The sequence below is a fragment of the Polynucleobacter sp. CS-Odin-A6 genome (assembly GCF_018882095.1).
In the GTDB taxonomy this organism is placed as follows: Bacteria; Pseudomonadota; Gammaproteobacteria; order Burkholderiales; family Burkholderiaceae; genus Polynucleobacter.
This window is the reverse complement of record NZ_JACVPD010000001.1, coordinates 348,826-361,673: the sequence shown is the minus strand read 5'-3', so window position 1 is coordinate 361,673 and position 12,848 is coordinate 348,826. Positions and strand designations below refer to the sequence as shown.

Annotated in this window: 13 protein-coding genes and 1 pseudogene; 4 read left to right on the top strand and 10 right to left on the bottom strand. The window is 41.9% G+C overall.

Annotated features, from left to right (window positions below; translation table 11 throughout):
- Positions 1-120 precede the first annotated feature (120 nt).
- On the bottom strand, positions 121-969 hold the full coding sequence (locus ICN15_RS01800; protein ID WP_216200836.1) for a hypothetical protein: 849 nt from the start codon (positions 967-969) through the stop codon (positions 121-123).
- A gap of 69 nt (positions 970-1,038) precedes the next feature.
- Entirely contained in the window at positions 1,039-1,350 is a 312-nt protein-coding gene (locus ICN15_RS01795; RefSeq protein WP_216200834.1) for a hypothetical protein, read from the bottom strand.
- 109 nt (positions 1,351-1,459) lie between these two features.
- On the opposite strand from ICN15_RS01795, the gene ICN15_RS01790 reads away from it, so the two are divergent.
- Positions 1,460-2,314 carry a hypothetical protein gene (locus ICN15_RS01790; protein ID WP_216200833.1) on the top strand — a complete coding sequence of 285 codons (855 nt, stop codon included), beginning with the start codon at positions 1,460-1,462 and terminating at the stop codon, positions 2,312-2,314.
- Here the strand turns inward: ICN15_RS01790 and ICN15_RS01785 are convergent.
- Positions 2,306-2,878, bottom strand: coding sequence for a site-specific integrase (locus ICN15_RS01785; RefSeq protein ID WP_216200832.1), 573 nt, complete (start codon positions 2,876-2,878; stop codon positions 2,306-2,308). The two genes, ICN15_RS01790 and ICN15_RS01785, sit on opposite strands and share 9 nt — an antisense overlap.
- A 284-nt stretch (positions 2,879-3,162) precedes the next feature.
- On the opposite strand from ICN15_RS01785, the gene ICN15_RS01780 reads away from it, so the two are divergent.
- Entirely contained in the window at positions 3,163-3,759 is a 597-nt protein-coding gene (locus ICN15_RS01780; protein ID WP_216200830.1) for a hypothetical protein, read from the top strand.
- 350 nt (positions 3,760-4,109) lie between these two features.
- Here the strand turns inward: ICN15_RS01780 and ICN15_RS01775 are convergent, their stop codons facing one another.
- Positions 4,110-4,388 (bottom strand): hypothetical protein, encoded by a 279-nt coding sequence (locus ICN15_RS01775; protein ID WP_216200828.1) that lies wholly within the window; start codon positions 4,386-4,388, stop codon positions 4,110-4,112.
- A gap of 135 nt (positions 4,389-4,523) precedes the next feature.
- Between ICN15_RS01775 and ICN15_RS01770 the strand changes: the two are divergent.
- A pseudogene (locus tag ICN15_RS01770) lies at positions 4,524-4,994 on the top strand (DUF6641 family protein); the annotation flags it as partial.
- Between the two features lie 145 nt (positions 4,995-5,139).
- Here the strand turns inward: ICN15_RS01770 and ICN15_RS01765 are convergent.
- Complete coding sequence (locus tag ICN15_RS01765; protein WP_216200824.1) at positions 5,140-5,280, bottom strand: hypothetical protein; 141 nt, start codon at positions 5,278-5,280, stop codon at positions 5,140-5,142.
- A gap of 278 nt (positions 5,281-5,558) precedes the next feature.
- Here ICN15_RS01765 and ICN15_RS01760 point away from each other — a divergent pair, with 278 nt between their 5' ends.
- The gene (locus tag ICN15_RS01760) at positions 5,559-6,215 is read left to right on the top strand and encodes a putative quorum-sensing-regulated virulence factor (RefSeq protein WP_216200822.1); all 657 of its coding nucleotides are present in this window, start codon (positions 5,559-5,561) and stop codon (positions 6,213-6,215) included.
- A gap of 3 nt (positions 6,216-6,218) precedes the next feature.
- Here the strand turns inward: ICN15_RS01760 and ICN15_RS01755 are convergent, their stop codons facing one another.
- From ICN15_RS01755 to rpoD, 5 genes are all read right to left on the bottom strand, one after another.
- The gene (locus tag ICN15_RS01755) at positions 6,219-6,497 is read right to left on the bottom strand and encodes a type II toxin-antitoxin system RelE/ParE family toxin (RefSeq protein WP_216200820.1); all 279 of its coding nucleotides are present in this window, start codon (positions 6,495-6,497) and stop codon (positions 6,219-6,221) included.
- The gene (locus tag ICN15_RS01750; RefSeq protein ID WP_215295640.1) at positions 6,497-6,706 is read right to left on the bottom strand and encodes a ParD-like family protein; all 210 of its coding nucleotides are present in this window, start codon (positions 6,704-6,706) and stop codon (positions 6,497-6,499) included. Before ICN15_RS01750 ends, ICN15_RS01755 begins: the two co-directional genes overlap by 1 nt.
- Positions 6,707-6,787: 81 nt before the next feature.
- Entirely contained in the window at positions 6,788-8,134 is a 1,347-nt protein-coding gene (locus ICN15_RS01745) for a hypothetical protein (RefSeq protein WP_216200816.1), read from the bottom strand.
- Between the two features lie 163 nt (positions 8,135-8,297).
- Positions 8,298-9,500 (bottom strand): hypothetical protein, encoded by a 1,203-nt coding sequence (locus ICN15_RS01740; protein WP_216200814.1) that lies wholly within the window; start codon positions 9,498-9,500, stop codon positions 8,298-8,300.
- A gap of 633 nt (positions 9,501-10,133) precedes the next feature.
- Positions 10,134-12,683, bottom strand: coding sequence for an RNA polymerase sigma factor RpoD (gene rpoD / locus ICN15_RS01735; protein WP_216862768.1), 2,550 nt, complete (start codon positions 12,681-12,683; stop codon positions 10,134-10,136).
- Positions 12,684-12,848: the final 165 nt, after the last annotated feature.

Here is a 12,848-nt window from a genome sequence, read left to right as displayed (position 1 = left end):
AGCGTTACTTAAAGTAACGCTCAGATGACCAAATCACACATTTATCTCAAAAGCCTTCTTTTTGTGACGTTTAGGTACTGTTTAGGCTCTCTGGTTATGAACGATTATCTGCGCAAACTCTTAATCAACAACTTTGCGAAGTCGCATTGCTAGCTCAGGATGCCTCTTAGAAATCTCCTTAATAGTTCTTTGCTTGCGCTTAAGCATTGCTTTTGAATAAAAAGCATTGATGTTTTTTTCGGCATGCTTAATATTGGCGTCAAGTCCTGTTGCAATCTGCTCAACCAACTTTAACTCTTGTACATCATTAACATCTTGCTGAGCAAGGACGTAATATCTTCCTTTTCGCTCATAGCCAATGAATTGCTTATAAGTATTAGTCTTTGGTGCTTGCGAATATCTCTTGCCCAAGTTAAAACTGGAAAGTGGAAGCTCAGTACGCGCAGTTAAGTACTTACGTGCTAACTCGAGCCTTAACTCTCTCTCAGTCTCAATAGCCTCCACCTCTTGATTCGTCAGTCCTGGAGCGACATTATCTGAACGTATACGTTCTACCCCGCCCGCCTGCTCGACATACCCAGCAAATTTAGAGCTATCAACTTTATTCAGGCGAGCTGTCTCAATTGCCCGGGAATACACATGGGCAGTCTTACGGTCTGCTTGAGTTATATAGCGCACAAGAACAGTAGTATCTGAGGTGTTTTCCTGCGTACGGATACCGTACTTTTCGGATAAAACCTTTCTTAAGATGGTAACTTGGTCTTCTTTATCAATGGAGCCATCTAACTGCTCAGCTAAAGCATAGATTTTTCCAAGCAGCTCATATAGGGCTTTGCGACCTGAGATGATAAATCTATCGTTAAATTCTTCATGTTCACGAGCTAGATCATCAGCCTGGCCAATTAAGGTTTTAGTTATTACTATCGGGCTAGTAGATGTCATAGTTACATCAATCACTTCTATATTCATTTTTAGTTTCCTTTTCAAGATTTATGCTAGCTACACAACGTGTAGCTAGCTTTACTTTTTTTTGATAAATTAATCTTCAAAAGCGTAATCATCTATTTCAGTCAATCGTCCTTCATAAAAATCACATGCAATGTCATATAAGCTGTCACATAAATCGTTGCTATACATTTCCTCAGCAGCATTTGCATACTCATAATAAAAAGCAGTCACATTTTTATCTGTGCATAACAACTCAAAATTTCCCTTCATATCAAATTCTTTAATTTGCTCTTCCATTAACCCCTCTAACTCCTCCTTATACGAAACATTAATTAAGGGCGTGTTAAATCTGCTAAATTGCGTACCGCAGCAGCTACATGTTTTTACATAGTTGTTTTTCATTTAAATCTCCCAATTAACATAGCGAAATTGCTATGTAAGTAGGATATGTTTTATTAACAAGTATTATTATTACTATCTTTATTTTTAAATAATTGTTAATATTTAAAGTATGAAAAAACGCTCTATAACCAGTAAAGCGCTAATTGAATATGGCGCAGAGTTTGATGAAAAGGGAGTATTTGTAGCTCCTGATTGGCGCTACGATTTGATCTATCACTACTTCATAGCTAGCCCAAGCTATCAGGCAGTAGAACGAGATTTGTTGGGACAAAAGAGTCCTTATCCATTGCCTAAAGACTACAAACTAGTTGCTAAGATCATTCAGGACTTTGGACCTCTTTACAAAATGCGTGAAGTTTCCTGGTGGCGTGAGACTGGCATGCACCTATACGGAATTAAAGCACCGGCACCTAAAGCTAAGGGGATTGGCTTACTCAATGACGACCATAATGAATTAGTTGTTAATAAATCCGCATATGATTCTTTGGTAGTGGATTTCCCGCTGAGTATGACAGTATCAGATGCGGTTAAGCAATTTAAAAAGATTGCCGAGGAGTTTGACTTTATCAAATCAACACCTAAGACCCTCAAACCAAAGTATCAATTAGAAAAAATTAAGCTGAGGGAAAGAAACTTACGACTGGGTTTAGATGCCTTGAGCTTTTATAGTAAAAAGATGCCTTTATGGCAGATTGGTAATGAACTTAATCTAGTGCCTAGCAAAACATTCAATCAAAAGTTATTAGATTCTAAAAATGCCTACAAGTATTCCGAAAATAAAGAGATTATGAGCATTGCAGCTAGTAGACTCATCAAAAATGCTGCCTTAGTTGCTGAGAATGCTGCCCGTGGACGCTTTCCAAACAACCGCCCATTTAAAGAGGCAATACTGACCCCTTATGAACGAGAATCTGGAAGACCCTCAGGTAGTCAAGCCCCCAAACGTAGAAAAGCATTAGATTAGCTCTACAGCTCTTCGCTTCATATCATCGTTCACATCAATATAAGCTTGTGTAGTGCTGATATTCTTATGACCTGCCAAGCTCATAAGTACTCTCACACCAATCCCTTTGCTAGCCAAGTTAGTGATAAAGCTTCTACGTCCACTGTGACTGGTAGCCCCCTCTATTTGGCATTGCCTGTAGATGCCATTCATATGCTGAGTGAGTGTATTGGCCGTAAAGCCTCGACGTGGAAACTTCTGAGTAGGAAAGAATGCCCACTGGGGATCTCTGTTTTTTAAGGTATCTGCATAGCACTGTAATTCAGCTCTAAGCTTTTCATTCACAAATACGGTACGAGCATAACCACCCTTGGTTTGCTCTGCACTTAAACGAATCTCGCTTTTCACCGTCAAATTGGCGTCTAAAACGTCGCACATGCGTAGCGCAGCAACTTCACCCACTCTAAGTCCAGCCCAATGCGTTAGTAGCAATATCGCCCTATTACGCTGGGCATGTTTAGATAGTTTTACGTAATCAAGTACCTGCTCTAATTCTTCAGTTTTAAATGTCTTTGCTTGTGCCATATAGCTAGCTCCTAAAAGTAATATTTACTTAGCTATAAGCATATTTTCTGATGTATGGAATGGGCAACCGAGGCCGTGAAAATACAACGGTCTTGTGAATTTCTTCGATTTCAATGGCTTACAACTAAAACTACAGGAAAGCTGGATTTCCTGTAGTTTTATATTTAGCTAATTTTTCAAAAAATTTCAACTCAAAAAGGCGAAATAGGTAGGCCTTAGCGCTAAATTCCTATTAAAGATAGAATCATTCAAGAGCTATTAATAATTGATTTAAAGGTAAAACCGTGAAATACAAAATTACTATTACAGGCAGTGGTGGAGACTTTGGCTGCGGCTCAATTTCTGAAGAGCAATATGATTTTTGGTCTGATGAAAGTAACCAGCAATACTTGGCAGATGCCCTACAAGAGTCTTTGGATGAAGATCTTTTAGAAGTTCCAGCAGAAGCTCAATTCTCTGAGCACTATAGCCAATATGGTGATGTTGGTTCTGTGACAGGTATTTATGAAGATGATTTCCATATATTAGTCACTGATCCAAAAGGTACCACTATATTCAGTGGGACATTTAGTGATTTATATGCCTTGCATGAAGACTCTGAAGATATCAATACCGATGATAGTGGTGAGTTATACGTCCCATTCACAGCGGCTGAAGAAGGTTTTTATATCTACTGGGAAGACTTTAGATCTGGCACCTACATAGAGACAGAAATTGAGACGGCACATTTCGATCCATTAAAGTTAAAGTTTGAATTTTGGGATCTAAACGGTGGAACTCCTCTGTACTCAAAAGTATTTTATGAAGATTTGGAGCTAGATACGGATGGTGGAAGTATGGACCAAACATACCTTCAATGCTCTGTCCACCATAACGGATGACATTAAGGCGAATTACATTCGCCTGTGTTTCGCTCTCGCTCACACATTTTCTCTTGAAACGTTACTAATGATTGGTTGATAGATTCTTTAGTCAAACGACGGCTATAGCACTAGAAAAGTACTATAGCCGCCGCTTCGTGTAGATTGGTCTGACGAGTTCCCCAGTAACACGACTCTAAAAGAATTTATTGGAGACTGATGTATTAAAACTCCAAACCCTAACTTCTAGGGAATTCTGCGGCCTACTTGTAGCGCATAACCTTTAGAGCAGTTATGCCAAGTGCGGGCTCATTAGCCGACGTATTACAACCCGCGTTTTTGCCATTTTAGGTGGGCTAACCTCACTACGTTTAACTCTGCCTATGTAATTGCCTGCGTATCTTCTTGTATAAATTAAGCACCTGATACAAGCGTTTTTGTGTAGCCTTACTATTAAATGCCTGCACTAATTCAATTTGCTCTGGCGTTAATAGATCAACGCAATCACTTAATAACTGCTTACTAGCTGCCTTCGCCCTTATGTACTCAGCCTTTAAATCTGGATTAAAAAATGTATTAGGGCTATACCCATTAGTTTTGAGCCAAGCATCTCTTAGCTTGATATCTTTAATTGTTCGATAACTTTGCATAAAGATATTTAGTAATACCAATGATTACTAGTTAATTTTTTATTTCTTCATGGATTTCAATGGCTTATACGGCCTGTTTTATGGCCTTTTTCGGTAGGAATTTCTAATCTCTGAAATTACTGTAATAGCTATACAAAACTACAGGAGAAAGATATGACAGCGCTTAGCAGTCTAAAACTGGTTTGCAGCAAGAAGACTTTGAAGGCTAGCCCCATTGTTCATAAACGCAATAAGTTAGTGGCCAAAATCCATGAGCAATTAGAGCTGTGTGAAGCCAAAATAAATGGGCAACTTTATGCCCCAAAAAAACTACGCACCTACATCAACAAACAAACTGGTGAACGTATGACTGTGGAAGCGGTTAAACGTATTAAAGAATGGCACTGGACTGCTTCAGATGGGCTTATTCACCTATCCGTTAAGTATGGCTCAAAGGTACTACCTCTATCAAACGATGGTAGTAATGCCATTGTCTGCGCCAATAAGGAAGCTTTAGTACAGGCTCTAAAGACATTGAAGATTGCGGTACTCGATGGTGAACTTGATCTAGCTATTGCAGAAATTACTGCTTATACAAAAAACAATTTCAATAAATCTAGCGATTGATAAATATATGAATAGGAGAATATCGTGCGAGTTTATGAAATTACCAACCCCCAAGAGCAGTTAACATTACTCAGAACTATTTTTGATAACAGTTGGTCAGCTATTGAGCAGCAGGCTAGACACAATAGAGCTGCAACTAAGGCTCCTAAGCCAAAGATCCCAAAACCGCAAAAAAGGCCTCAAGTAATTCAAACACCTCCGTTACCCAAAGCTCACCCCAAGCTTGCCACACCAAAACCCATTCAAAGTAAGCCGACAAAAACTCCAGCCCTAGTTCAGCAGCCATATAAAAAACCCATTAATAAATCAACGCCAATGCCAGCGAGTCTGAAACCTTTACCAACGTCTGTACTAAGCCCAGTTAATGGGCCTGATGCACAGCGAGAAATTGAATGGTCAAAACAGACCAAACCGCTCTATTGACTCAAAAGCCCGCCTATTTACTAGTAATTGATTTATTAATTCATCAGACAAGCGCACTATGCGAGCCGCAATACTGATACTTTCTAAGCGTTACTTTAAGTAACGCTCATAATTACCCATAACTACCAACCCTAATTTCCCATGTCCAAAACCATTATTTTCGATACCGAAGCTACAGGCATTAAAGAACCCGTATTAATAGAAGCTGCTTGGGTTGAGCTTGAGTCCATTGAGCCCTATAAAGTTACTAACCCTTTTGTGCAGCGTTATAACCCTGGCAAACCTATTACCCTAGGTGCACTAGTAACCCATCACATCATGGATGAGGAATTGGTTGATTGCCCACCGGCAGCCGACTTTACCTTGCCCGGGCACGTGGACTACATCATTGGGCACAACGTGGACTTTGACTGGGAAGTGATTGGCAAGCCCGAAGTCAAACGTATCTGTACGCTAGCTCTAGCACGCAAGCTTTGGCCTGATTTAGATAGCCACAATCAAAGCGCACTGATGTATTACTTAGAGCGAGCTACAGCACGCGAGCAATTACGTAATGCACACTCAGCTATCGCAGATGTGGGTATTTGCGCTGTAATCCTAGATCACATTTGCCAGCAGCTAGGCGTTAAAACCGTTGAAGAATTGTATGGGGAATCCGAGAAAGCTAGAACCCCAACCACCATGCCATTTGGTAAACATAAGGGCTTATTGTTAGCGGATGTTCCCAGCGACTACAAACAGTGGCTACTGACTCAAGGAGATATTGATCCTTATTTGCGGAAGGCTTTGGGGAGCTAAGGACTACTCACCTTGACGCTTTAAATCTCGATAGAAATTTTCATGCGGACCAAACGTTAAAAGCTTAATACTTTCTTGATCCATAATTCGATAAGCCAATAGACACTGCTGCTGGGAAAGTTTAAATTTATAAACATACACTCCCAGTAAATCTCCTACTTTTGCCTCACCAATGATGGGATCTTTGGCAATCAGTTTGAGCGCAGCATCTAGCTCTACTTTTTGTGGGGCGTGCAGTTTTTTAGTGGCCTTTGCAAAACTGGCCGTAATCAGTAAGCGCATTAACTAAAAACGTATTCACCAATGACTGGTTCTTGATCTGCAACCAAGATTTCACGAATCAAAGAAAATGGCAAGTCTGGATTTTCTTGGGCAATCTTGCCAATTTGCGACCAATACTCAATCTGCTTGGGTACTGAGCGATGCTCAATGCTCCCAAACACTCTGGCTTGCTCAACTAGGTTTTCTGACAATTTCACGTTAATGGACATGATGGCTCTCCGTAAGGTGGTTCCATTATAGTACTATAAGTTCCTTTTGGGAACCTTTATAAAAAGTCCACTTTAATCATTCTAAGCAGCCAATTGCTGTTTTTGAGCCAGCTTCTTACTGGGATAGTTGTCCGCAGCCTTGTTATCCGCCTCAATCAACTTTCTAGTCGTAGCCCCACGTAATTGCTCAATTGCCTGTATTACCTGTAAATGACTATAGTGCCGCTCAATCATTAAGACACTAGTACCCATCTGTTTAGCTAGCGTATGAATAGGTACCATATCGTGAGTAAGTGCTAACGTGGCATAGGTATGACGTAGACTGTAGAACACCCGCTTTTGATTAGTTTTGGGGTCAATAAGCAAACCATGGTCTGCTAAGAAGCCATCAAACATATGGTTTAAGACGTCACTTAAATCCCTACCTTCTTTGGTTCTAAAGATGTAATCGTCATTAGTAGGCTTAATCAGCTCCGCCAAAGGATCTTTAATTGAGCTAGCTACCCCATAGTTCCGCAAGGCAATCCGCTCTAAAACTCTGACGCTAGGTAATCGCCCAATAATCTGTCTTTGCCCTGTTTTGCCTTTGACCGTCATCTCGCAACTGCGGTTAAGGCTATGCACTTCAATGACTTCCCCGTCTTCGTCCAATTGATCTGTGACCGTACTAATAGGGTTCATCATGAAGCGGATTTGCTTCCATTTCATATCTAAGAGTTCAATGCCTGGTCTTGCTCCGGTATCGACCAGCATTTCTACATAGTCCCGTAGAATCTCCCTGCGTTCACACACGTCCTTGGTTCTGCCGGATTCTATGTATGGGCCCAGTAGCTTAAGTAACGCTCGCAATTCATGCAATTCAAATGCTGGGCGACGAACACTCTCTTTGGTCTTGCCATCCAACTTGGGACGATTACTCTCGGTTAAGTAACCCCGAACAATAGCTTCATCAAACACTCTATTAAATGCAGCGTTTTGGGTTTTACGATTGCTGTTAGATAGTGCCAAGCCATATCTAGCCTCACGATCGTCGTAGTACTGCTGTAGGGCATCGTAGTCAATATTGGTAATAAGACGCTGCCCAAGACTGGGGATGAAATGCTCATTAATAATGCGAATATAGTCCTTGTAGATTGACTTACCTAAACCACCCTTTAAGTCTCGCTCCATGCGATCAATTGCCAACATGGCAATATCTTTAAAGCGTTTGGTTACCACTGGGATGCCAGAACGCTTGCGTATTTCAGCCTCTACTAATAGCTCTTTTGCTTTATTCACTGCTAAATCAAGCTGAATCTCTTTTGTAGTAGCTCGTATCCACTTGTTATCCACCTTATAGCGGCATTGCCATACGGCACTATGCTCGCGTTGATAGAGGGTTAGGTTACGGTGTATGAGTTGATGTGTACTTTCTTTTTTAGTTGCCATACACATACTTTAGCTTCTGACCACCAGCTAGAGCAACCAAGTTGGCTTAATTATTCAGGTCAATTTAGCCAAAAGAAAGTGTGGCTAATTATGGTGTTTAATGGAGACCTATGGGGGCACGGAGCGTTACTTTAAGTAACGCTTATTACAGCGATTAGCTACTCTACATATGAGCACAGCACTCATCCAACCAGCCTTTTACTCTTGCCCTTAAATACGCCGACCCAGAAGCCTTTTTAAATTCGGCACGAGAATTACAAGTCTTAGCCAGCTCTATACATTTTTCTTTTGTCCATAATCTTTGCCCTACAGTTTTTCGGCCATCAGGCTCCATATGGGCTGCGCATTTCTCAATCCACTTATTCTTAGCAGCTATTGAATAACCACTTCTCGTTGCCTGCTGCCATTCAGACTTCGTCTTGTATTGCTGAGCGTCTTTAATACACGCAGCTAATGTCCAGTGATTCTTTTTATGGAGCTGTCGATCCATATGGCTTGAGCACTCCTCAAGCCATTTCTTTTTGAAGGCTGCTTGATAGCTACCAGCACTACCTATCTGCCATTCCTTGATAGTCGAGTATTTCTTTGCCTCTGAAATACATGTTTCTTTTGTCCACTTGAGTCTATTTTTAACTTTCAGTAGTTCGGATTTTGTTAAGTCCCTTTTAATTAGGACAATGGCAAGGTTATTCTTTTTTGCAATCGATTTAAGCTCTTTAATCACTTTCTCAAAGATTTCTTCTTTTGACTTGATTTCCCATTGCTTTATTTCTAAGTAATTAATGTCATGGTCTTTAGCCCATGTCTTTTTAAATAAATCTCGTACTTGAATATCTTTAGCATCTGAATCTTTTCTCCCCCAACCAATTAAATGCTGCTCTCCATGAAATTCAATCACTAAGTTGTAATCTGGCAAATAAAAATCAAACGGTCTACGAGAGATCTCTAGGCCATCTTTAAAGCGATACTCCATCTCGTAACTTACATCATGTGAAAGTAATGTTTCTAGAATAGAAGCTGGACCAAACCACATACCGCTTGATTCCATATGCTCGCAACATTGAGTCAACCACTTTTGTTTATTGGCCTTAGAAAAGGATGCTCTATGCTCCATCCTCCATTGAACTTTTGTCTTATATTTCCTCGCCTCTTTCTGGCAACGATCTAGCGTCCAATAGCCATCAGGCATTCGAACCAATGACATATGAGCCGTACATTCCTCAAGCCATTTATTTTTAGTAGCCCAGCGATAGCTTAAAGGCGAACTTTTTTGCCACTCTGTTCGGGTGACATATTTAATAGCCTCGGCTTTGCAATTCTCAAGGTTATTCCAGTGGCCATTAGGAAGCTTGGATCTTTTCTGCATGATTTTGAATATATACCAGACCAGTGAATCCATAAGCGTTACTTTAAGTAACGCTCAAAAGGCAAAACCCCCACCATTGCTGATGAGGGTTTGCTTTTCTGGTGGGCCCACCAGGACTTGAACCTGGGACCAAAGGATTCCGGTTTGTGTAGCTTTCACTACTCCCTGGACTATGCCTTCATCATATTGATTGCTCAACTTAGATGGGTGCCGTCTAGTCTCTACACGTTCAAAGTATTTCTACTAAGCTTCGCTCGGCGTTAACTTGTGCAGCTTTTGGCTGCCTTTAGCTTTCTCCGAATTTGACACCATCCCTTATGCAGTTTCCACGCATAAGGCACAACTTTCGCTATGAGTCCTCTGCTCTAACCAACTGAGCTATGGGCCCTAAAACTTTACATTTACTACACACCTTACTGCTGGTGTTTTTACTGCAAAACCACACTAAAACCGCATTTACTACACACCTCGGTTTTTACTCCGGTGTGTAAGCGGTGTGTAAGCAATTTTGACCACCTATTTCACCGCTAAGCTCTTGAAATCATTGAGGTCTTTGTTACAAGACCCCTAGGGCTTCTTTCTTATGAGTCCTCTGCTCTAACCAACTGAGCTATGGGCCCGTTAGTCTTTGGATCAGTCTTCCTCGAGGAAGGTCTTGAGTTTGTCGCTACGACTTGGATGACGCATTTTTCGTAGCGCTTTAGCTTCGATCTGACGAATACGCTCACGAGTGACATCAAACTGTTTACCAACCTCTTCGAGAGTGTGGTCTGTACTCATCTCCACACCGAAGCGCATACGAAGGACTTTTGCTTCGCGTGGCGTTAATGAGTCCAGCACATCTTTCACTACATCGCGCATAGAGTCATGTAATGCTGCCTCTGCTGGAGCCAAGGTATTGCTATCTTCAATGAAGTCACCCAAGTTCGAGTCGGCATCATCACCGATAGGTGTTTCCATTGAGATTGGCTCTTTGGCAATCTTCATAATCTTGCGAATCTTGTCCTCAGGAATTTCCATCTTAAGTGCCAAGGTTGCAGCATCGGGCTCATGACCAGTTTCTTGCAAGATTTGACGGCTAATCCGGTTCATCTTATTGATCGTCTCAATCATATGAACTGGAATACGGATCGTACGTGCTTGGTCAGCAATCGAACGGGTAATTGCCTGACGAATCCACCAGGTTGCGTAAGTAGAGAACTTATAACCACGACGATACTCAAACTTATCTACCGCCTTCATTAAACCAATATTGCCTTCTTGGATCAAATCCAAGAACTGCAAACCACGATTGGTATATTTCTTAGCAATCGAGATAACCAAGCGTAAGTTAGCAACGGTCATTTCACGCTTTGCTTCACGAGCGCGCTTCTCGCCTGCGGTCATTTGCTTGTTCACTTCTTTTAACTCTGGAAGTGGCAATACAACGCGAGTTTGAATATCAATCAACTTCTGCTGAAGTTCTTGAATCGCCGGAACGTTACGTTGCAAGAGAGCTGTATACGGCTTGTTTTCTTTGAGTAACTTATTTACCCACTCTAAGTTCATCGACATCTTCGGGAAGTCTTTAAGCACTTCACCACGGTTCACCCCAACCTTATCGACTAACAAGCTCACGATACCGCGCTCTAGCTTCCAAACTTGATCAACTTGTGAGCGCATGGTGTCACACAGCTTCTCCACACTCTTTGCGGTCAAGCGGAAACCGAGCAGCTCACCACGAATCGCTTCTTGCGCCTTGATATACGCTGGGCAGTTATAACCTTCTTTATCGAAGGCACGGCGCATCTTGTCAGCTTGAGTACGAACAATCGCAAACTTCTCTAAAGAAATCTGTTTGAGCTCTTCTAACTGTTTTGCGTTAGCAGTAGCTGCACCACTACCTCCACCTTCATCTTCACCTTCTTCGCCACCTTCTTCTACTGCGGCTTCTGGGTCCACTTCTGGCTCTTCAGGTCCCAGCTTAATATCTTCAGCGTTAGGATCGACCAATCCATCAACAAACTGATCAATCTCCATCTCGCCGCTAACAATCTTTTCTACGTTCCCCAGAATTTCACTGATCGTAACGGGGCAGGCAGCCAAAGCCATCACCATATCTTTAAGGCCAGCTTCAATCTTCTTGGCAATGACGATCTCGCCCTCACGGGTCAAAAGGTCAACGGTACCCATCTCGCGCATGTACATTCGCACTGGATCGGTTGTACGACCAAATTCTGAATCCACTGTAGAAAGTGCTGCTTCTGCTTCTTCTTCAGCCTCTTCTTCTGTAGTAGCTGCTGAAGCATTTTCATTAAGCAAGAGTGTTTCAGCATCAGGAGCTTGCTCGTAAACAGTAATGTTAATGTCGTTTAAGAGGCTAATCAGCGTCTCTAAGGCATCAGCATCAGACAACTCATCCGACATCACGTCATTCATTTCGCCATGGGTTAAGTAACCCTTGGATTTACCCATCTTGATCAATGTCTTCAGACGGGTACGACGTAATTCTTGCTGCTCTTCAGAGCCCAACTGTTGTGCTGCAAATTCTTTTAAAAGTGCTTTTTCTTTTGCCTTACGCTCGCGCGCTTTTTGACGATCCGTCAAAACGGGCTCAGCGCCGTCAACAGGAGCATCTACTTTTGGCTTACGGCCCTTTTTCACTTCTTCTGTTACTACACCCTCAACTTCTACTGCCTTAGTTTTTTTGCCCTTAGTTTCTTTCGTATCTTTTGCTTCCTTTTCTGCAGCAGCTTTCCCTTTTTGAGTTGCCTCAATCTTTACTCCTGGCTTAGCGACAGTCTTAGTTGCCACCTTAGTTGCTGGCTTAGCTGCTTTAGCAGGAGTCTTCGCTGCTGGTTTAGCAGAAGTCTTAGCAACTGGCTTTACTGGCGCCTTTGCTTTGGTTGCTGGCTTAGCGGGGGTCTTCGCTTTTGCAGCAGGTTTAGCTGGAGTCTTTACTGTTTTGACGGGTGCTTTTGCTTTTGCAGCTGGTTTCGCAGGCGCCTTTGCTTTTGCTTTTACTGCGGGCTTAGCGGGGGCCTTCGCTTTTGCAGCTGGTTTAGCCGAAGTCTTTACTGTTTTGGCAGGTACTTTTGCTTTCACTGCCGGTTTAGCGGGAGCCTTTCCTTTCGCAACAGGTTTAGCTGCTTTTGCAGGAGCCTTGGCAACGGGTTTAGCTGGTTTTTTCTTCGTATTTGGCATTTATTAGCACTTCATTACATTACTGATGATTGATCTCGACTGATTAAATACAGCCACCTTGTCCACTTGCCCCAAATATCTTCAAAATAATGCGCAAGTGGCTGAATTAAATCGGTTTTTTCTGGGAATAGAGGATTATAGTCGATTACGACTTTTTTACACCCG